Raw genomic sequence first — 17,540 nt, 5'->3', positions numbered from 1 at the left:
CCCTTAGCGAGACGGGCGCGAAACGTCACGTGCTCAAGCTCCCATTCAGGCGAGTTATGCGTTTATGGCGCGATGGAAGGCTATCTCGGCAATACGGGTCGGTGGAAGGGTGCGGTCGGGGCGGTGCTCGTACAAGGCACGCTCTTGTGGCTGCTGATTGCCGGATTGGCGGTCAGCAACTCGCCGGTGCTGCGCGACAAGATCGCGTCGTTCGCCTTGGCACCTGATCAACCGACACCGCCGCCACCGCCGCCGCAACCGAAGAAGAACAGTTCGAAAGAAGGCGCGGCGTCGCCGGCCAACCTCCGCTCGACCGCGACCGAGGTCGTCGCGCCCAAACCGGTCCTGCCGCCCCCGCCGCAACCGATCGCGGCGGCGCCGATCGCGAACACCGGCGTTCAACCGACGCAGGGTGCGGCACCGGTCGAAGGGCCGGGATATGGCGCGGGCGGCGTCGGTAACGGCTTCGGCAGCGGCGGGGCTGGCGACGGCGACGGCGCGGGGGACGGTCGCGATACGCCGCCGCGGCGGGTCGGCGGGCGGATCAAACCGTCCGATCTGCCCGACGACCTCGCCTACAATCTTACGGCTGGGATCGATCTGGTTGTCGGCGTCAAATATGCGGTCGAGGAGGACGGGCGCGTCACCGATTGCCGGATCACGCGATCGAGCGGCAATGCAAGGCTCGACCGGCTGACCTGCGACTTGATCGAGCAGAAGTTCCGTTATCGCCCGGCGCTGGACGAGGATCGCAACCCGATCAAATCGTGGATCGTCGAAAACCACACATGGAACTTCGAGGATAGCGGTCCCAGGCGTCGGTGAGCGCGGAACTTCTTTTGAGAAACGATCGTTGTGCGGCCGTTCCAGTTCAGGAGGAGTATCATGCGTTCTACTCGATTGCTGGCCTGTGCCTCGGCGCTCGGCCTTATGCTCGCATCGACATCGGCAATGGCCGACGGCAAGATGGACCGTGCGCGCGCCGCCGTCGCCGAAGCGCGCGGTAAGGTCGATGCCGCGGCCCGCGCCGGGACCGGGCAGGTCGCGCCGCGCGCGCTGACCGATGCTCAGGCTTCGCTCCGTGCCGCCGAGGACGATCTGAAGGCCAGCCGGAAGGATCAGGCGATCGTCGATGCGCAGAACGCGTCGCGCCTCGCCGATCTCGCGCTCAACGAAACGCAGCGCGCGCAAGCGGACAAGGCAGCAGCGGATAAGGCAGCGGCCGACGCCCAGGCTGCCGACGCCGCGCGCGCCGCCAGCGATGCCGAAGCCCGCGCTCGCGCCGCTGAAGCCGACGCTCAGGCCGCGCGCAACGCCCCGCCGCCCGCCCCGGTGATCATCGCCGCGCCGCCCGCGCCGCCGCCCGCTCCGACACCGACCGAGACGACGGTGACGACCTCCACGACGACGCCGGTCCCGGCGACGCGTACGGTGGTGAAACGCGCGCCTGCCAAGCGCGTCGTGAAGCGGACGGTGGTTCGCAAGGCGCCTGCACCGGCTGCCAAGACGACTACGACGGTAACAACGAAAACCAACTAAGTCGGATGGGTCCGGGGCCGATCAGCTCCGGACCCAGCGCACGGCGGGATCGGCGAAATCGACTCGGTCCGCCAACTCCCACACTTGGGTGTAGCCATAGGCGTGGAGGTTGATGAACGTCTGTATGTTCAGCGATACCGGCGCCGACTTCAGCACGACCGGCCGCACGTTGTTCACGAAATTGTTGTTGCAGTAGATCAGCACCGGCCGCGAACGGTCGGGCAGCTTCTCGGCGAGCGCCTCCGCCGTGAAGTCGGTCAACGGCAAATTGATCGCGCCCGCAATATGTCCCGCGGCGAAGGCATCGGCTGAGCGCGCGTCGAGGATCACCGCTTTGCCGCTCGCCGCCATCGCCTGGAATTGCGCGAGCGATAGGCGGTGACGATCACGGATCGGCTGCAGATCGCGGGCGAGTTTCGCAAACGCCGGATAGTCGATCTGTGGGTTGGCCGGCGGCGTATCGGCCGCCAGCATTGCGCCGAGCAGCAGCAGGGGGGCCATGTACATTCTCCCATCGTTTCGCCGGAAGAATGAGCGTCTGCCGCTAAACCGGCGCTGAACGGGTCACAGGATCGTGCGGACCTTTTCCGGCGGTCGGCCGAGCACGACGCCTTTCGCCGTTTCGACTAAGGGGCGTTCGATCAGGATCGGGTCGGCGATCATCGCGTCCAGGATGGCGTCGTCACTCGCGACCTTGAGCGGCTTGGCGGCATCTTCGCCCGTGCGCAGCCCGTCGCGCGGGGTCAGCCCGGCGCGAGCGTACAACGCGGCAAGCTGGTCGCGGCTCGGCGGGTGGTGGAGGTAATCGACGACCTCGATATCGGCGCCCGCATCCTGCAGGATCGCCAACGCCTCGCGGGATTTCGAGCAGCGGGGATTATGCCAGATCGTCGCCTTCACGCCTTCGCCTCCGCCACGAAATCCACATCGCGCCGCTCGGGTCCGAGTAACGTCCAGATCACCAGCACGACCACGGTGATCCCCGCGACCAGCGCCAGCGCGAAGCCGTAATTTCCGCCATGCGCCTCCGCGATGCTCGCCTGGATCGGGCCGTTACGCGACGCGATCAGATTGCCGAGTTGATAGGCAAAACCGGGGAACAGCCCGCGCACCAGCGCCGGCGACAGTTCGTTCAGATGCACCGGCACGATGCCCCACGCGCCCTGCACCGCGACCTGGATCAGGAAAGCGCCCGCCGCGAGCATCAACGGTGTGGTGCTGAACGCCCAGAGCGGGATGATCGGCAGCGCGAGCAGCGAGGCGATGACGATCGCCCGCTTGCGACCGATCGTCTCCGACCATATCCCGAACCCGATCCCGCCGACGATCGCGCCGACATTGCCGATCATCGCCAGCAAGCCGACCGTGTGCGTGTCGAACTTGTGCTGTTCCTTGAGGAAGGTCGGATAGAGGTCCTGCGTGCCGTGGCTGAAGAAGTTGAAGCACGTCATCAGCACGACGAGGTAGAGCGCGATCTTCCAGTTCTCCGCCAGAACGGCGAGCGGATTGACCTGCGGCTTGTCGCGCCGCGCCTCGAACGCCGGGCTCTCGTCGACATGCATGCGGATCAGGAAGACGAGGATCGCGGGCGCGATACCGACCATGAACATGCCGCGCCAGCCGATCGTGTCGAACAGCAGGAAATAGACCAGGCTCGCCAGGAAATAGCCCGACGGATAGCCCGACTGGAGCAGTCCGGACACCGGGCCGCGCAATTTGGCCGGGATCGATTCCATCACCAGGCTCGCGCCGATCCCCCATTCGCCGCCCATGCAAAACCCGAACAGGGTGCGGATGACGAACAGACTGGTCAGGCTCCACGCGAACGCCGAGGCGAAGGAGAAGACCGAGAACAACAGGATCACGATCATCATGATCGGTCGTCGCCCGAACCGGTCCGCCAGCCACCCGAACGCGAACGCGCCGAACGGCCGCGCGGCGAGCGTCAGGAAAGTCGCCTCCGCCACCGTCTTCACGTCGGTGCCGTACTCCTTGGCGATCGCCGACAGCATGAACACGAGCAGGAAGAAATCGAACGCATCGAGCGTCCAGCCGAGATAGCTCGCCCAGATCGAATGGACCTGCTTGCGGTTGAGCCCCTTCAATTCGGTCGCCAGCGCCATCCAACTCTCCCGTCGACCGGGAGGGTTATGCGAAACGTGACAAGGGCGCTAGTCGGCGCGCGCTACGCGTCGCCGTCGCCTTCTTCCTGCCGCGCCAGCCACTCTTCGAGCCACTTGATCGTGTACTGGCCCTCGAGAAACTCCGGATCCTCGATCAGCGCGCGGTGGAGTGGGATCGTGGTCTTCATGCCCTCGACCACGAATTCCTCGAGCGCGCGACGGAGGCGACGGATCGCGCCGGCACGCGTCGTGCCGTAGACGATCAGCTTGGCGATCATCGAGTCGTAGTAAGGCGGCACGCGATAGCCGGCATAAAGTCCGCTATCGACGCGTACGTTCATGCCGCCGGGCGCGTGATACTGCTTCACCAGGCCGGGCGAGGGGGCGAAGGTGCGCGGGTCCTCGGCATTGATGCGGCATTCGATGGCGTGGCCGCGGAAATGCACGTCCTCCTGGCGCAACGTCAGGCCGTGACCTTCGGCGACGCGGATCTGTTCGCGGACGAGGTCGAGACCGGTGATCGCCTCGGTCACCGGATGCTCGACCTGCAGGCGCGTGTTCATCTCGATGAAGTAGAACTCGCCGTCTTCCCACAGGAACTCGATCGTTCCCGCGCCGCGATAGCCCATGTCGGCCATCGCCTTGGCGCAGACGCCGCCGATCCGCGCGCGTTCCTCGGCGGAGAGCACGGGCGAGGGAGCTTCCTCCAACACCTTCTGATGGCGCCGTTGTAGCGAACAATCGCGCTCGCCGAGGTGGATCGCGTTACCGTTGCCGTCACCGAACACCTGGATTTCGATGTGGCGCGGGTTGCCGAGATACTTTTCGAGATAGACGGTGGCGTCGCCGAACGCGGCTTTCGCCTCGCTACCGGCCTGCTGCATCTGCGTTTCGAGTTCCTGCGGATCGTACACGACCTTCATGCCGCGCCCGCCGCCGCCGGACGCGGCCTTGATGATCACCGGATAGCCGGCGGCCTCCGCGATCTTCTTGGCTTCCTCGACGTCCTCGATCGCGCCATCCGATCCCGGGACGAGCGGCAGGCCGAGCGCGCCCGCGGTGCGCTTCGCCTCGATCTTGTCGCCCATCGTGCGGATATGTTCGGGCTTGGGACCAACGAAGATGATCCCATGCGCCTCGATGATCTCGGCGAACTTGGCGTTCTCGCTCAGGAAGCCGTAGCCCGGGTGAATCGCGTCGGCATGGCTGATCTCAGCCGCCGAGATAATGTTCGGGATGTTGAGGTACGACTCGGTCGCTGGCGGCGGGCCGATGCAGATCGCTTCGTCGGCGAGGCGGACATGCATCGCGTCGGCGTCGGCGGTCGAATGCACCGCGACCGTCTTGATCCCCATTTCGTGGCAGGCGCGGTGAATGCGCAGCGCGATCTCGCCGCGATTGGCGATCAGGAGCTTCTTGATCTCGGGCAAGCGACTTACTCGACGACGACGAGCGGCTGGTCGAACTCGACCGGCTGGCCGCTACCGACCAGGATCGCGGCAACGGTGCCGGCGGCGGGCGCGGTGATCGGGTTCATGACCTTCATCGCCTCGATGATCAGCAGCGTATCGCCGGCGGCAACCTTTTGCCCGACCGCAATGAACGGCTTCGCTTCGGGATTGGGGGCGAGATAGGCAGTGCCGACCATCGGCGACTTCACGGCGTTGGCGGTGCTCGGCGCCGCGGCCGGTTCGGCGGCGGGAGCCGCGCCAGTAGCGGGAGCGGCCGCCGGTGCCGCGACGGGCGCGGGCGCGTACTGTACTGCCGCCGCGACTTGAGGCGCCTTGCGCGCGACTCGTACCTTGCGATCGGCGTCCTCGACCTCGATTTCGGTCAGGTTGGTATCGTCGAGCAACGCCGCGAGCTGGCGTACCAGTTCGACGTCGATCCGCATTGCCCCTTCTTTCTCGTCTGCCATGCAACCCTTCTTATCTGCCCCTTATGATGGGGCGAGCCGTCTGTCAGAGACTGGCGGCGGCTTCAAGCGCGAGCATATACGACAGCGCGCCGAACCCGGAAATAGTTCCGCGAGCGGCACGACCGACAAAGCTCGCGTGGCGGAAATCCTCGCGTGCCAGCGGGTTCGACAGATGCACCTCGATCACCGGTACATTGATCGCCTTGATCGCGTCGTACAGCGCGACCGATGTGTGCGTCAGCGCGCCCGCATTGAGCAGGATCGCCTTGACGCCCCAGCCTTGCGAGTCCTGCAGCCAATCGACCAGATGCCCTTCATGGTTCGATTGGCGGACATCGACCGCGACGCCCAATTCCTTGCCGCGCTCGGTCAGCCGGCCGGCAATGTCGTCCAGCGTGTCGGCGCCGTAGATTTCCGGCTCGCGCGTCCCCAGCATGTTGAGGTTCGGGCCGTTCAGCACCAGGATCGTTTCGGTCACCCTTGGCCTTTCGGTTGTGGCGCTTACGCTCGCGCCCCTATATCGCGATTTCTCATGAATACCATGCACACCGACGGCACCGTTTCGATCCGCGTCAATGGCGAGCACCGCCGCGTCGCCGCGGGGCTCAGCATCGCGCAATTGGCGGAGGAGCTTGGGCTGGTGCCGGAAAAGGTCGCGGTGGAGCGCAATCTGGAGATCGTGCCGCGATCGACGCTGGCGCAGGTCATGATCGAGGACGGCGACGAACTCGAGATCGTCCATTTCGTCGGCGGTGGGTGAGGCGATGGACGCGGGCGACATTGCGCTGATCGCGGTCGGCGTCTTGGGCACGATCGCCATCGTCTGCGCGGGCTTCATGCTCGACCGCCGGTCTCAGCGTATCAAATCGGAAAAAGGATGGCGTGCCTGGGCGATCCTGACGCGCGTGCGCAAGGAACTGTTCGATCGCCTGCACGGACCGCTCCGCCTGCAGGATCAACGCATCGAACCTCCGACCCAGAAGCGAAAACGCAAGCCCGCGACACCGCGCCGCAAAGGTTCTAGGAAGCCGACGCGCTGATTCACGACCGATCGTAAAGGCTGACCCGTAATGAATATCGCCACCCCCGTCGTCGCCGACGATAGCTGGACCGTCGCTGGTCGGACGTTCCGCTCGCGCCTGATCGTCGGGACCGGCAAGTATAAGGACTTCGCGCAGAACGCGGCAGCGGTCGAAGCGTCGGGGGCGGAGATCGTCACCGTCGCGGTGCGCCGCGTCAACGTTAGCGACCCCAAGGCGCCGATGCTTACCGATTTCATCGATCCGAAGAAGATCACCTATCTGCCCAACACCGCCGGTTGCTTCGATGCCGACAGTGCGGTGCGCACCTTACGGCTGGCACGCGAGGCGGGGGGCTGGGACTTGGTGAAACTGGAGGTGCTGGGCGAGGCGCGAACGCTTTATCCGGACATGCGCGAAACGCTGAAAGCCACCGAGACCCTGGTGAAAGACGGGTTCAAGCCGATGGTCTATTGCGTCGACGATCCGATCGCGGCGAAGCAGTTGGAAGAGGCGGGCGCGGTCGCGATCATGCCGCTCGGAGCGCCGATCGGGTCGGGGTTGGGTATCCAGAACCGCGTGACGATCCGCCTGATCGTGGAAGGCGCGAAGGTGCCGGTGCTGGTCGATGCGGGCGTCGGTACGGCGTCCGACGCGGGCGTGGCGATGGAGCTGGGCTGCGACGGCGTGCTGATGAACACCGCGATCGCCGAGGCCAAGGACCCGATCATGATGGCGCGCGCGATGAAACTCGCGGTCGAAAGTGGGCGTTTGGCGTATCTGGCCGGGAGGATGGGGCTGCGGCGCTATGCCGATCCATCCAGTCCGCTCGCCGGGTTGATCTGAAGGGAAACCGCATGCGCCGTTTCGTCATCGCCAGCGCGATTACCCTCGCGGCCTGCCATGCCGCGCCCAAGGTCGACAATAAGGATGCGTTGGCGAACGAAACCGCAGCCGCCAAAGTGCAAACGCCGCAGCCGGTCGAGTTGAAGGCGCCTGACGGCGTCACCGTCTATGGTACGTATTATCCCAACGCCGCGCCCCGGGCGCTGATCCTGCTGTTTCATCAGGCCGGATCGTCGTCGGGCGAATATGCCGACATCGCCCCGCGATTGCAGCGCGAGGGCTTCGCCGCGCTGGCGATCGATCAGCGCGTTGGCGGCAATCTGTACGGCGCCAATCGGACCATGGCCGCGGCGCAGGACAAGACCGACTATCTCGGCGCGCTTCCCGACCTCGAAGCCGCGCTGGCCTGGGCCAAGGCGAAGGACAAGCCGATCGTGCTGTGGGGATCGAGCTATTCGGCGAGCCTCGTCTTCCTGCTCGGCAACGCCGCCGATGCGAAGGGTAGCGTCAAAGCGATCATGGCGTTTTCTCCCGGCGAATATTTCAACGACAAGAAAATGGTCGAAGCCGCCGCCGCCAAGATTGCGGTGCCCGTGTTCGTCACCTCCGCCAACACGTTGGAAGAGGAGGGTGAAGCCAAAGCAATCGTATCGGCGACGACGTCGACCGACCGCCAGCTATATATTCCGCGCACCGGCATCCACGGATCTTCGACGCTGAACGCGACGAAGAACCCGGCAGGCGCGGACGAAAATTGGACCGCCGTTCTCGCGTTTCTGAAACGCGTTTTCCCCTGACGATCGGCGGGAACCGGGTGCCGGTCCGGTCGTTCTGATCCATACTAATTTCGCTTGGTATGGAGTAGGTACGATGGGTGAATTGACCGACAAAATCAAAGGCGCCGTCGATGAGACGGTCGGCAAGGCCAAGCAGGCGATCGGCGGCCATCAGGGCGACGCCGAACTGCACAACGAAGGTCTCGCACAGGAAGGCAAAGGCAAGGTCGAAAAGCTTGTCGGCAAGGTGAAGGGCGCGCTGGGCGACGACATCTAGTCGCCGTCTAGCTCGACGCCGTCATTGGGCTGATGAGGGGGGCTGTCTGGTACCGGACGGCCCCTTTTTCACGCCGCGCGGCGCACCAAACCCTCTTTTCTTTGACCCGACACCACGCGATAAGGTTCGAAGATACGGTACGGACGGGAGGGGCAAATGCCGGACATGGAAATCGTCGCAACGGGCCTGCGTTTTCCCGAAGGCCCGGTCGCGATGGCGGACGGCAGCGTCATCTTGGTCGAGATCGCGGCCGGTCGCATCACCCGTGTACTGCCCGACGGTACCAAACAGACCGTCGCGGAACCCGGCGGTGGTCCCAACGGCCTCGCCATCGGCCCGGACGGGAAGCTGTATTGCTGCAATAACGGCGGGTTCAACTATATCGACGCCAACGGCTATCTCGCGCCGCACGGCCAGGCCGACGATTATTCGGGTGGTCGGATCGAGCGTATCGACATCGATACCGGTGCGGTCAAGATCCTCTATAAGGATGGCGATTTCGGCTGCGTGCTGCGCGGTCCGAATGACATCGTGTTCGACGATGCCGGCGGATTCTGGTTCACGGATCACGGCAAGACGCGTCCGCGCGAGCGTGACGTCGTCGGGATTTTCTACGCGAAGACGGATGGCAGTCACCTCGAGGAAGTGATCTTCCCGAGCGAAAACCCCAACGGGGTCGGCCTGTCGCCGGATGGCAAGCGGCTCTATGCGGCGGAGACCTATACGTGCCGGCTGATGGCATTCAACGTGATCGCGCCCGGTAAGGTCGATGGCACGTCGGGTCCGGGCGGTCCCGGTATCCCGCTCTATCGACCCGCCGGCTACAAATTCTTCGATTCGCTGGGCATCGAGGAAAACGGCAACATCTGCGTCGCGACGATCGGCGAGTGTGGGATCAGCGTGATCTCGCCGGCCGGCGAGCTGGTCGAATTCGTGCCGACCGACGACATCTTCACCACCAACATCTGCTGGGGCGGGGCGGACATGATGGACGCGTACATCTGCCTGTCGGGCAGCGGACGGCTGGCCAAGATGCGCTGGCCGCGACCGGGGTTGAAACTGAATTACAACGGATGACCCGCGACACCGTCATTTTCGATTTTGGCGGGGTGATCACCTCGTCGCCGTTCGAGGCGTTCAACCGGCTGGAGGACGAGCGCGGCATCCCCCGCGACTTTATCCGCCGCGTCAACGCGCTCGAGCGCGACGGCAATGCCTGGGCGCGGTTCGAGCGGGCCGAGATCGACGCCGCGACCTTCGATGCGATCTTTGCCGATGAAGCGAAAGCGTTGGGACACGATCTGCGCGGAGAGGATGTCCTGGCGGTCCTGGCCGGCGACATCCGGCCGCGGATGGTGGCGGCGCTCGATTGGCTGAAAGACAACGGCTACCGGATCGGCTGCATCACCAACAACGTGCCGACGGGCAGCGGCGCCGGGATGGCGCGGACGGCGGATAAGGCGACGGCGATCACGGCGATCCTGGCCCGGTTCGACTGCGTGGTCGAAAGTTCGAAGGTCGGCATTCGCAAGCCGGACCCAGCGATCTACCACCTGGCATGCGAGCAGCTCGGCGTGGCGCCGGCGCAATGCGTTTATCTCGACGACCTCGGCATCAACTGCAAACCCGCCGCCGAGCTTGGGATGGCGGCGATCAAGGTGGCGAGCGGGGATCAAGCGCTGACCGATCTGGAAGCGGTGCTCGCGTTGCCCGCCGGAACGCTCGCCTGAAAAAAAGCCGCGCGAGTTTCCCCGCGCGGCCCTGAACGTTCAGAAGTGGAAGCCAAGCCCGACCACGCCCTGGTTGCGGCTATAGGAGCCCTCATAGTTCGAATAGCGATACTCGGCCTTGAGTGAGAGGCTTTTGCCGAGCTTCTGTTCGACACCGACGCCACCGCGCACGCCGTCGAGGACGTTGCTGCCACTGCCGGACGTGGCGGGGGTGGTCGTATTGTCGACGTAACTGCCGGTGAGGCGGTTGTTGGTGTAGCCGACCTTGGCATACAGCAACGTAGAGTCGCCGACCACGCGGCCGATCTTACCGCCGACATAGAGGTCGCGGTCTTGCTTGGAGCAGTAGCTGAAGATCGCGCTCCCGCCGCAGCCCTTACTCGACGAACCCGTCACTTCGCCTTCGACGCCAAATACGGTCTTGCCGCGTTGCACGTCATAGCCAAGCTGGCCGCCATAGATCACGCCCGTGGCGTTGTTGCCCGGTTCGCTGGTGAAATCGACGCCCGTGATCGCGGTGGCCGATGCACCCTCGAAGGGCTTGTCGCTGTCCTGAGCGAATGCCGGGGTGGCAAACGCGGACAGCAGTAGAGATGCGGCAAAAAGTCGCATGAGGGTTACTCCATTTCATGGTGGGGACCGCCGGCCAAGGGGATAGCCGGCATTTGGTCGTCGGTACGCATTGCTCCTCGCGAGCGGTTACACGACCGCAACAAGCCGCGGTCGAGCTGAGGTTTCGCCGCGATATTTGGCCGCTTTTGGGCCGATGCGATCAGCCCGCGCCTTGATTTTGCCGGACGTGCGGCGCGTTGGGCCGGTGCGGCCATTTGCGCCGGCGAGCGTCTTGCCCCGGCAAGCGCGCGCTTCTATTCGCTCTTCAAACCCAAGGAGTATCCATGGCCCGCAAGCTTTATTCCGACGCCGCATCGGCGCTCGACGGCCTGTTGTTCGACGGCATGACGATTTGCGCCGGCGGGTTCGGCCTGTGCGGCATTCCGGAGCGGCTGATCGATGCGATCCGCGATGCCGGCACGACGGGACTGACGATCGCCAGCAACAATGCCGGGATCGACGGCGAGGGGCTCGGTAAGCTGCTGCGGACGCGGCAGGTGAAGAAGATGATCTCGTCCTATGTCGGCGAGAACAAGGAGTTCGAACGGCAATATCTGTCGGGCGAACTGGAGGTCGAATTTTGTCCGCAGGGGACGCTGGCCGAGCGCTGCCGTGCGGGCGGGGCGGGCATCCCGGGTTTCTACACCAAGACCGGCGTCGGAACGCAGGTCGCCGACGGCAAAGAGGTCAAGAATTTCGACGGCGAGGACTACATCCTCGAACGCGGCATTCGCGCCGACCTGTCGATCATCAAGGGCTGGAAGGCCGATGAAAGCGGCAACCTGGTGTTCCGCAAGACCGCCCGCAATTTCAACCAGCCGATGGCGACCGCGGGCAGGATCTGCGTCGCCGAGGTCGAGGAGGTGGTGCCGGTCGGCAGCCTCGATCCCGATCAGATCCATCTGCCCGGCATCTACGTGAAGCGGATGATCGTCGGTGCGCCGTACGACAAGAAGATCGAATTCCGCACCGTGCGTGAGCGGGCCGCCGCGTGAAGCGAGCCTTACCGTATTTGTTGATCGGCGCGGTGCCGCTGTCGGGCTGTATCGGCGTGGCGGCGCTGCCGGTCGGCTATGCAGCGATCGCGGGCAAGAACAAGATCGCCGACAAACGTCGCGCGAAGAAGGCCGCGCGCGAAGAAGCGAAGCGTGCTCCCGTCAAGACTGCGGACGGGCAGGCAGTCGTGTTGACCAACATGACCGCGCTTCCGGCGCCCGACGGCAGCGTTGCTGCGCCCGCACCAGCGGCTCCGGCCGCAGGCAAGGTGCCGCCGGGGATGCAGTATCTCTACGGCTCGGGCGAGGCGGCGGCGCTGAGCTATCAGGCCTATCTGGGCGTGATCGATACGATCATCGCCAAGTCGAGCGACCGCGCGGTGGGCCAGGCGGTATTCTCGGTCGTGCTCGCACCCGGCGCGACGCTGGACGCTCCGAAGTTCGAAAGCTGCGACAAAAAACCGCTCGCGGTCGTACTCGACATCGACGAGACGGCTTTGCTTAACCTCGGTTACGAGGCCGACGACAGCCAACGCGGCGGACCGTACGACCAGTCCCGCTGGGAACGCTGGGAGAAGACCGGTGCCGGCGCGGTTGCCGCGACGCCGGGCATGATCGAACTCGCGCGCGTGTCCAAGGCGTCAGGCGTGACGCTGGTATTCAATTCCAATCGCATGGCGACGAATGCCAAGGAGACCGAAGCGGCATTGACCGGCGCGGGGCTGGGCCCGGTAGAGCATCTTAAAAATCTCTGGCTCCAGGGCGATGCCGGCACCGGCAGCGCGAAGGACCCGCGGCGCGCGGCGATCGCGGCGCAATATTGCGTGATCGCGATGGCGGGCGACCAACTCGGCGATTTCAGCGATCTGTTCAACGCGTCCGGTCTCGACCCGGTGGCGCGCCGCGGATTGGCGCAGGGCAGGGCGGTCAAGATGCTGTGGGGGCATGGTTGGTTCATCTTGCCTAACCCAGTCTACGGGTCGGGATTGAAGGGCGATCTCGACACCATATTCCCGCGTGACAAGCGCTGGACCGACCCGGGGCCAACGCCCGTAGCTCCCGTGTCCGCTCCAGCGCCTACGCCGACGGAAAAGAAATGACCGACAAACCGATCCCGATCGACCTCGTTCCGTTCGCCGAGATGCTCGACGGCGGGCGGGAATTCCTGCGCGCCTGGGCGAAAGAAGGCGGACCGGCCAGCTATTTCGTCAACCCGAAGGCGCTCGGCGCCGACCCGGCCTTGTTCGGCATCGCATTGGTCGATGCCGCACGCCACGCCGCCGCCGCGTGGGGCAAAGCGCTCGGCCATTCGCAGGACGAGATGCTCGCCCGCATCTGGGAAGGGTTCGACGCCGAGCGAACCGCCCCGACCAACGATCTGCCGCTCCCCGTAGCGGTTGCCAGAAAGGACGACTGATGCCCTGGACCCGCGACGACATGGCCGCGCGCGCCGCGAAGGAATTGCGCGACGGTTATTACGTGAACCTGGGCATCGGTATCCCGACGCTCGTCGCCAACCATATCCCGGCGGGCGTCGAGGTTACGCTGCAGTCGGAAAACGGCATGCTCGGGATCGGCCCGTTCCCCTTCGCGGGCGAGGAGGACCCCGACCTGATCAACGCCGGCAAGCAGACGATCAGCGAGCTGCCGCAATCGGTCTATTTCGGGTCGGAACAGAGCTTCGCGATGATCCGCGGCGGCCATATCGACCTGACCGTGCTCGGCGCGATGGAAGTCGCGGAAAATGGCGACATCGCCAACTGGATGATCCCCGGCAAGATGATCAAGGGCATGGGCGGCGCGATGGATTTGGTCGCGGGCGTCAAGAAGATCATCGTCGTGATGGAGCACACGTCGAAGAACGGCGACCCCAAGTTCATTCCGGCCTGCACCCTGCCGCTGACCGGCAAGAACGTGGTCGACATGATCATCACCGACCTCGCGGTGTTTCATCGCCCCGATCACAGTTCGCCGTTCCGGCTGATCGAGATTGCGCCGGGCGTGACGGCGGATGAGGTTGCGGCGAAGACGACCGCCAAATACGAAGCGCTGACGACGGCGTGATTCGGCGCTGGCTGATCGTCGGAATCGTCGGTCTGCTGGCAGGGTTGGGAATCATGGTCGCGACCGTTTCACCGCCCGGCTTGCTCAGCATCCTGGACGGTGTGATGGGCGGCGGTTGGGGCGCGAGCCGGCCGGGGAGCGACATTGCGTTCGGGACGACCGGTCAAACGCTCGACGTGTGGACGCCGTCGGCCAAAGCCACCGGGCCGCGACCGGTGCTGATCTTCTGGTATGGCGGCGGCTGGGTAAAGGGCGATCGTCGCGCTTATGCGTTCGCGGCGCGGGCCTATGCCAAAGCCGGGTTCATCGTGGTGATGCCCGATTATCGCAAGGTGCCGGCGATCCGCTTTCCCGCCATGCTTCAGGACGGCGCGCAGGCGGTCAAATGGACGCGCGATCACATCGCCGAATATGGTGGCGACCCGAGCCGCATCGCGATCGCCGGGCATTCGGCGGGCGCGTACACCGTCGCGATGCTGGCGCTCGACGAACGCTGGCTGCGGGCGGAGGGTGTCGATCCGGGGATCATCAAGGCGGTCGTCGGCCTGTCGGGGCCGTACAACTTCTACCCCTTCACCTCGAAGCGCGCGGTCGACGCGTTGGGCAACGCCGCCGATCCGAAAGCGACTCAGCCGATCACCTTCGCGCGCAGGGACGCGCCGCCGATGCTGCTCGTCACCTCGACCAAGGATACCGAGGTCAAACCGCACAACGCCTATGACCTGACCGCCCGGCTCAAGCAGCTCGGCGCGCCGGTGACGATGATCGACTATCCGGCCCTGAGCCACGAGGACGTCGCCATGGCGTTGTCCAAGCCGTTTCGCGGCAAGGCGCCGGTGCTCGCCGACAGCGTCGTTTTCCTCGACCGCGCGATGCCGGCGCGCCGCTGACGGTTACTTGCCGCGGTCGCGCCGGTGCTGTTCGAGGTCGAGCACGGCCGAATCCTCGCCTTCGGGCAGCAGGCCAAGCCGACGTGCGACCTCCTGATAGGCCTCCGCCTCACCCCCCAGGTCGCGGCGGAAGCGGTCCTTGTCGAGTTTCTCGTTGGTCTTGATGTCCCACAGGCGGCAGCAATCGGGGCTGATCTCGTCGGCCAAGATGATCCGGCCGTAATCATTGTCCCAGATACGCCCGAACTCGAGCTTGAAATCGACCAGGCGGATGCCGATTCCGGCGAACAGGCCGCACAGGAAATCGTTGATGCGGATCGCCAAGTCGGCGATGTCGTGCATCTCTTCCTGGCTGGCCCAGCCGAACGCGGCGATGTGTTCGTCGGTGATCATCGGGTCACCGAGTTCGTCCGACTTGTAGGCATATTCGATGATCGTGCGCGGGAGTTGCGTGCCTTCCTCGATCCCCAGGCGCTTCGACAGCGTACCGGCCGCGACATTGCGGACCATCACCTCGATCGGCACGATCTCAACCTGGCGAATGAGTTGTTCGCGCATGTTGAGACGGCGAATGAAGTGCGTCGGTACGCCGATCAGCCCGAGCAGGGTGAAGATGTGCTCCGAAATCCGGTTGTTGAGCACGCCCTTGCCGTTGATCGTGCCCTTTTTCTGGGCGTTGAACGCGGTCGCGTCGTCCTTGAAATACTGGATCAGCGTGCCGGGTTCGGGACCCTCGTAGAGGATCTTGGCCTTGCCCTCGTAGATCTGGCGGCGGCGTGCCATGGTCGGCGCATACCCTTTGAAATGATCGCCCCGGCAACGCTGGCGCGCGCCGGGGCGGAGAAGCTGTGGCCGTTACAGGAAAGCGCCACCACGTGCAATCAGGCCGGCGTCTCCGTTGCCTTTCGGCGCGGGCGGAAGCGGCGCCAGAGCAGGAACAGCGCGAGCACGATGACGCCGGGAGGCGCGAGCGCCGCCAGCACGGTCAGGACCACGCCGATCGTGACGCTGACCGAATTGACGAAGACGTTCCCCGCGCTGGTGATCGGCGCGCTGCCGTCGAAGCCTTGGACCGCGGGGCCGGACTGATAATCGAATTCCATGGGCGTGTTGGCGAGCGATTCCTGCTGATCGCTTGTATTGGTCTTGTTGTCGGCGAGTTGCGTTGCGATCGCCTGGCGTTGGTTCTGCAATTCGCTGCGTTCGTCGTCCTTCAGATCCTTGCGCGCGAGTTCGCGGTCGAGCCGCTGCAATTCCGCGGTCGCTTGCGCCTTCAACGCTTGGAGCTTGGCGATTTCCGCGCCGGCATCGGTGCCGGTGATCTCGGCATCGACCAATTTGCCCTGCGCGGCGGTGATCGCGTCGATCCCCTTCTTGCCGAACGCGCGGGCGAGGGCGGGGTCGAGCTTGAACAACAATACGCCTTCGTTGCTGTTCTCGCCGAGCACCCGGTACCGCATGCCGGTGATCCGGCACTTCGCGACGCCGAGCGCTTCGCACGCTTGAGCATGCGCCTCCTGCGCGGCGGCGAGTTTCTCGGCGGGCAGGCGGAATGCGTAGCGATAGGTGAAGGCGACGCCGGGTGCGGCGGTGACGTTGATGCCGGGCGCCGCGTCCTCGGCGGCGTAGCGCGATACCTCGGCAGAGGGTGCGGACGCGGCGGATTGCGACTGCGGTGCGCTGAAATTGTTATTGCCGTAGGAATTTTGGGATTTGGAACATCCGGCGAGAACAAGCGCCGTCGCACCAACCGTTGCCATCAACACGTACCGCATGGAAGCTCTCCCGTCCGATGATAATACACCATCTCATCGATAGGGTATTACGTCAAGACGAGCGTTTTCAGCGACGAAATGCTTTGGCGATGAGGCGTTTCGTCTCGGTCCAGGCGGCGGTACCGGGTGTGATGAGTTCGACATGGCCAGTGTTGGGGACGGTATGGAGCGTCGCTTCACCCTTGGCCTTGGCGATGTAATCTGTCGCGAGTCGGTAGGGGATGATCGCGTCTTCGCGACCGTTGACCAGGTCCTGCGGGACCCCGAGCGGAAACAGGCGTGGGACGGAAGTGTCGGCATAGCGTTCGGTGCGACCGTTACCGACCAGTTTTTGAACGACGTCGGTACCGCAGCCATTGTCCGGGCTGGCCGCCGTCGCTTCGAGATCGGGAAGACCGCCCAGGCTGATGACGCGCGCGATCGGTAGTGGATCGGGTGCGCGCAGCGCGCTGTTAGAGGGGAGCTTCGGCCGCGCGGCGAGCCACAGCGCAAGGTGGCCGCCTGCGCTATGTCCAACGGCGATGACCTGGCTCAAATCGAGCCGGTACTTTGCGGCGGTCGCGCGCAAGAGGTCTGCCGCCTTGGCGACATCCTGGAACGTCCCCGGATAGCCGCCGCCGGGCCGGTCGACGCCGCGATAATCGATATTCCAGACCGCATAGCCCGCCTTGCGCAGGTCGTCGGCCGCCCAGTTCATCAGCGTGCGGTCGGCGATGCTGGTCGTCCAGCAGCCGCCATGGACCATCAGCACGACGGGGAACGGGCCTAGGCCGGCGGGCAGCCAGAGATCGACCTTTTGATAGTCGTCCGGCCCATACGTGATCGTCGCTTGCGGCGAGGGGCGCGGGCGGCTGGTTAGATCGCCCCAGGTCATGGGCGTGAAAGGCGTGCTGGCGCTCGGCATGATCGCGAAAGACGCCAGCGCGGCGATGAAGGCAAGCCGGATCATCGCCGCACGATAGCAAGGGAGCGGGCC

General features: G+C 64.9%; 24 protein-coding genes. 14 read left to right on the top strand and 10 right to left on the bottom strand.

What is annotated here, in order from left to right:
• Positions 1-72: 72 nt before the first annotated feature.
• Both FPZ24_RS10330 and FPZ24_RS10325 read left to right on the top strand, forming a co-directional pair.
• On the top strand, positions 73-825 hold the full coding sequence (locus FPZ24_RS10330; protein ID WP_146571707.1) for a TonB family protein: 753 nt from the start codon (positions 73-75) through the stop codon (positions 823-825).
• Between the two features lie 60 nt (positions 826-885).
• Positions 886-1,539: a hypothetical protein gene (locus tag FPZ24_RS10325; protein WP_146571705.1), complete on the top strand. Its 654-nt coding sequence runs from the start codon at positions 886-888 to the stop codon at positions 1,537-1,539.
• A gap of 21 nt (positions 1,540-1,560) precedes the next feature.
• Here FPZ24_RS10325 and FPZ24_RS10320 read toward each other — a convergent pair whose 3' ends face one another.
• The 6 genes from FPZ24_RS10320 to aroQ all read right to left on the bottom strand — a co-directional run bounded on the left by FPZ24_RS10320 (position 1,561) and on the right by aroQ (position 6,058).
• Positions 1,561-2,040 carry a rhodanese-like domain-containing protein gene (locus tag FPZ24_RS10320; protein WP_205012827.1) on the bottom strand — a complete coding sequence of 160 codons (480 nt, stop codon included), beginning with the start codon at positions 2,038-2,040 and terminating at the stop codon, positions 1,561-1,563.
• A gap of 63 nt (positions 2,041-2,103) precedes the next feature.
• Entirely contained in the window at positions 2,104-2,439 is a 336-nt protein-coding gene (gene arsC, locus FPZ24_RS10315) for an arsenate reductase (glutaredoxin) (RefSeq protein ID WP_146571701.1), read from the bottom strand.
• Entirely contained in the window at positions 2,436-3,662 is a 1,227-nt protein-coding gene (locus FPZ24_RS10310; protein ID WP_146571699.1) for an MFS transporter, read from the bottom strand. Before FPZ24_RS10310 ends, arsC begins: the two co-directional genes overlap by 4 nt.
• A 62-nt stretch (positions 3,663-3,724) precedes the next feature.
• Positions 3,725-5,092 (bottom strand): acetyl-CoA carboxylase biotin carboxylase subunit, encoded by a 1,368-nt coding sequence (gene accC, locus FPZ24_RS10305; RefSeq protein WP_146571697.1) that lies wholly within the window; start codon positions 5,090-5,092, stop codon positions 3,725-3,727.
• 5 nt (positions 5,093-5,097) lie between these two features.
• Positions 5,098-5,580, bottom strand: coding sequence for an acetyl-CoA carboxylase biotin carboxyl carrier protein (accB, locus tag FPZ24_RS10300; RefSeq protein ID WP_146571695.1), 483 nt, complete (start codon positions 5,578-5,580; stop codon positions 5,098-5,100).
• A gap of 43 nt (positions 5,581-5,623) precedes the next feature.
• Positions 5,624-6,058, bottom strand: a complete 435-nt coding sequence (gene aroQ, locus FPZ24_RS10295; protein WP_146571693.1) for a type II 3-dehydroquinate dehydratase — start codon at positions 6,056-6,058, stop codon at positions 5,624-5,626.
• Between the two features lie 54 nt (positions 6,059-6,112).
• On the opposite strand from aroQ, the gene thiS reads away from it, so the two are divergent.
• From thiS to FPZ24_RS10260, 7 genes are all read left to right on the top strand, one after another.
• Complete coding sequence (gene thiS, locus FPZ24_RS10290) at positions 6,113-6,340, top strand: sulfur carrier protein ThiS (protein WP_420853356.1); 228 nt, start codon at positions 6,113-6,115, stop codon at positions 6,338-6,340.
• A 4-nt stretch (positions 6,341-6,344) separates the two neighbouring features.
• Positions 6,345-6,620, top strand: coding sequence for a hypothetical protein (locus FPZ24_RS10285; RefSeq protein ID WP_146571691.1), 276 nt, complete (start codon positions 6,345-6,347; stop codon positions 6,618-6,620).
• Between the two features lie 30 nt (positions 6,621-6,650).
• Positions 6,651-7,445 (top strand): bifunctional sulfur carrier protein/thiazole synthase protein, encoded by a 795-nt coding sequence (locus FPZ24_RS10280; protein ID WP_146571689.1) that lies wholly within the window; start codon positions 6,651-6,653, stop codon positions 7,443-7,445.
• A gap of 11 nt (positions 7,446-7,456) precedes the next feature.
• On the top strand, positions 7,457-8,242 hold the full coding sequence (locus FPZ24_RS10275) for an alpha/beta hydrolase (protein WP_146571687.1): 786 nt from the start codon (positions 7,457-7,459) through the stop codon (positions 8,240-8,242).
• 73 nt (positions 8,243-8,315) lie between these two features.
• Entirely contained in the window at positions 8,316-8,498 is a 183-nt protein-coding gene (locus tag FPZ24_RS10270) for a CsbD family protein (protein WP_146571685.1), read from the top strand.
• 156 nt (positions 8,499-8,654) lie between these two features.
• On the top strand, positions 8,655-9,575 hold the full coding sequence (locus tag FPZ24_RS10265; RefSeq protein WP_420853355.1) for an SMP-30/gluconolactonase/LRE family protein: 921 nt from the start codon (positions 8,655-8,657) through the stop codon (positions 9,573-9,575).
• Positions 9,572-10,228: an HAD-IA family hydrolase gene (locus tag FPZ24_RS10260; RefSeq protein ID WP_146571683.1), complete on the top strand. Its 657-nt coding sequence runs from the start codon at positions 9,572-9,574 to the stop codon at positions 10,226-10,228. Before FPZ24_RS10265 ends, FPZ24_RS10260 begins: the two co-directional genes overlap by 4 nt.
• A gap of 39 nt (positions 10,229-10,267) precedes the next feature.
• Here the strand turns inward: FPZ24_RS10260 and FPZ24_RS10255 are convergent, their stop codons facing one another.
• Positions 10,268-10,840 (bottom strand): outer membrane protein, encoded by a 573-nt coding sequence (locus FPZ24_RS10255; RefSeq protein WP_146571681.1) that lies wholly within the window; start codon positions 10,838-10,840, stop codon positions 10,268-10,270.
• 284 nt (positions 10,841-11,124) lie between these two features.
• Here FPZ24_RS10255 and FPZ24_RS10250 point away from each other — a divergent pair, with 284 nt between their 5' ends.
• From FPZ24_RS10250 to FPZ24_RS10230, 5 genes are read left to right on the top strand one after another with little or no spacing between them, the layout of a single operon-like run.
• Positions 11,125-11,835 carry a CoA transferase subunit A gene (locus tag FPZ24_RS10250; RefSeq protein ID WP_146571679.1) on the top strand — a complete coding sequence of 237 codons (711 nt, stop codon included), beginning with the start codon at positions 11,125-11,127 and terminating at the stop codon, positions 11,833-11,835.
• Entirely contained in the window at positions 11,832-12,935 is a 1,104-nt protein-coding gene (locus FPZ24_RS10245; protein WP_240047417.1) for an HAD family acid phosphatase, read from the top strand. The genes FPZ24_RS10250 and FPZ24_RS10245 overlap by 4 nt, the downstream gene beginning before the upstream one ends.
• Positions 12,932-13,252, top strand: coding sequence for a DUF5076 domain-containing protein (locus FPZ24_RS10240; RefSeq protein ID WP_146571677.1), 321 nt, complete (start codon positions 12,932-12,934; stop codon positions 13,250-13,252). Before FPZ24_RS10245 ends, FPZ24_RS10240 begins: the two co-directional genes overlap by 4 nt.
• On the top strand, positions 13,252-13,899 hold the full coding sequence (locus FPZ24_RS10235; protein ID WP_146571675.1) for a 3-oxoacid CoA-transferase subunit B: 648 nt from the start codon (positions 13,252-13,254) through the stop codon (positions 13,897-13,899). Before FPZ24_RS10240 ends, FPZ24_RS10235 begins: the two co-directional genes overlap by 1 nt.
• On the top strand, positions 13,899-14,789 hold the full coding sequence (locus tag FPZ24_RS10230; protein ID WP_240047699.1) for an alpha/beta hydrolase: 891 nt from the start codon (positions 13,899-13,901) through the stop codon (positions 14,787-14,789). The genes FPZ24_RS10235 and FPZ24_RS10230 overlap by 1 nt, the downstream gene beginning before the upstream one ends.
• Before the next feature lie 3 nt (positions 14,790-14,792).
• On the opposite strand, the gene purC is transcribed toward FPZ24_RS10230, so the two are convergent.
• The 3 genes from purC to FPZ24_RS10215 all read right to left on the bottom strand — a co-directional run bounded on the left by purC (position 14,793) and on the right by FPZ24_RS10215 (position 17,513).
• A complete protein-coding gene (gene purC, locus FPZ24_RS10225) occupies positions 14,793-15,572 on the bottom strand; it encodes a phosphoribosylaminoimidazolesuccinocarboxamide synthase (protein WP_146571673.1) in 780 nt (259 codons plus the stop codon).
• Positions 15,573-15,670: 98 nt separating this feature from the next.
• On the bottom strand, positions 15,671-16,564 hold the full coding sequence (locus tag FPZ24_RS10220; protein ID WP_146571671.1) for a DUF4349 domain-containing protein: 894 nt from the start codon (positions 16,562-16,564) through the stop codon (positions 15,671-15,673).
• A gap of 67 nt (positions 16,565-16,631) precedes the next feature.
• Complete coding sequence (locus FPZ24_RS10215) at positions 16,632-17,513, bottom strand: alpha/beta hydrolase (protein WP_240047416.1); 882 nt, start codon at positions 17,511-17,513, stop codon at positions 16,632-16,634.
• Positions 17,514-17,540 lie beyond the last annotated feature (27 nt).

This window comes from Sphingomonas panacisoli, from assembly GCF_007859635.1.
Lineage (GTDB): Bacteria > Pseudomonadota > Alphaproteobacteria > Sphingomonadales > Sphingomonadaceae > Sphingomonas > Sphingomonas panacisoli.
Note: the sequence above shows the minus strand (reverse complement) of the source record. Positions and strands in the feature narration are given on the sequence as shown.

Bases quoted from the DNA above. Each gene is read 5' to 3' on its own strand.
- FPZ24_RS10250 (WP_146571679.1), top strand. From the start codon at position 11,125: ATGGCCCGCAAGCTTTATTCCGACGCCGCATCGGCGCTCGACGGCCTG.
- FPZ24_RS10260 (WP_146571683.1), top strand. From the start codon at position 9,572: ATGACCCGCGACACCGTCATTTTCGATTTTGGCGGGGTGATCACCTCG.
- FPZ24_RS10235 (WP_146571675.1), top strand. From the start codon at position 13,252: ATGCCCTGGACCCGCGACGACATGGCCGCGCGCGCCGCGAAGGAATTG.
- FPZ24_RS10215 (WP_240047416.1), bottom strand. From the start codon at position 17,513: ATGATCCGGCTTGCCTTCATCGCCGCGCTGGCGTCTTTCGCGATCATG.
- FPZ24_RS10240 (WP_146571677.1), top strand. From the start codon at position 12,932: ATGACCGACAAACCGATCCCGATCGACCTCGTTCCGTTCGCCGAGATG.
- FPZ24_RS10320 (WP_205012827.1), bottom strand. From the start codon at position 2,040: ATGGCCCCCCTGCTGCTGCTCGGCGCAATGCTGGCGGCCGATACGCCG.
- FPZ24_RS10265 (WP_420853355.1), top strand. From the start codon at position 8,655: ATGCCGGACATGGAAATCGTCGCAACGGGCCTGCGTTTTCCCGAAGGC.
- FPZ24_RS10220 (WP_146571671.1), bottom strand. From the start codon at position 16,564: ATGCGGTACGTGTTGATGGCAACGGTTGGTGCGACGGCGCTTGTTCTC.
- FPZ24_RS10325 (WP_146571705.1), top strand. From the start codon at position 886: ATGCGTTCTACTCGATTGCTGGCCTGTGCCTCGGCGCTCGGCCTTATG.
- FPZ24_RS10275 (WP_146571687.1), top strand. From the start codon at position 7,457: ATGCGCCGTTTCGTCATCGCCAGCGCGATTACCCTCGCGGCCTGCCAT.
- FPZ24_RS10330 (WP_146571707.1), top strand. From the start codon at position 73: ATGGAAGGCTATCTCGGCAATACGGGTCGGTGGAAGGGTGCGGTCGGG.
- FPZ24_RS10255 (WP_146571681.1), bottom strand. From the start codon at position 10,840: ATGCGACTTTTTGCCGCATCTCTACTGCTGTCCGCGTTTGCCACCCCG.
- FPZ24_RS10310 (WP_146571699.1), bottom strand. From the start codon at position 3,662: ATGGCGCTGGCGACCGAATTGAAGGGGCTCAACCGCAAGCAGGTCCAT.
- purC (WP_146571673.1), bottom strand. From the start codon at position 15,572: ATGGCACGCCGCCGCCAGATCTACGAGGGCAAGGCCAAGATCCTCTAC.
- thiS (WP_420853356.1), top strand. From the start codon at position 6,113: ATGAATACCATGCACACCGACGGCACCGTTTCGATCCGCGTCAATGGC.
- FPZ24_RS10280 (WP_146571689.1), top strand. From the start codon at position 6,651: ATGAATATCGCCACCCCCGTCGTCGCCGACGATAGCTGGACCGTCGCT.
- accB (WP_146571695.1), bottom strand. From the start codon at position 5,580: ATGGCAGACGAGAAAGAAGGGGCAATGCGGATCGACGTCGAACTGGTA.
- FPZ24_RS10270 (WP_146571685.1), top strand. From the start codon at position 8,316: ATGGGTGAATTGACCGACAAAATCAAAGGCGCCGTCGATGAGACGGTC.
- FPZ24_RS10285 (WP_146571691.1), top strand. From the start codon at position 6,345: ATGGACGCGGGCGACATTGCGCTGATCGCGGTCGGCGTCTTGGGCACG.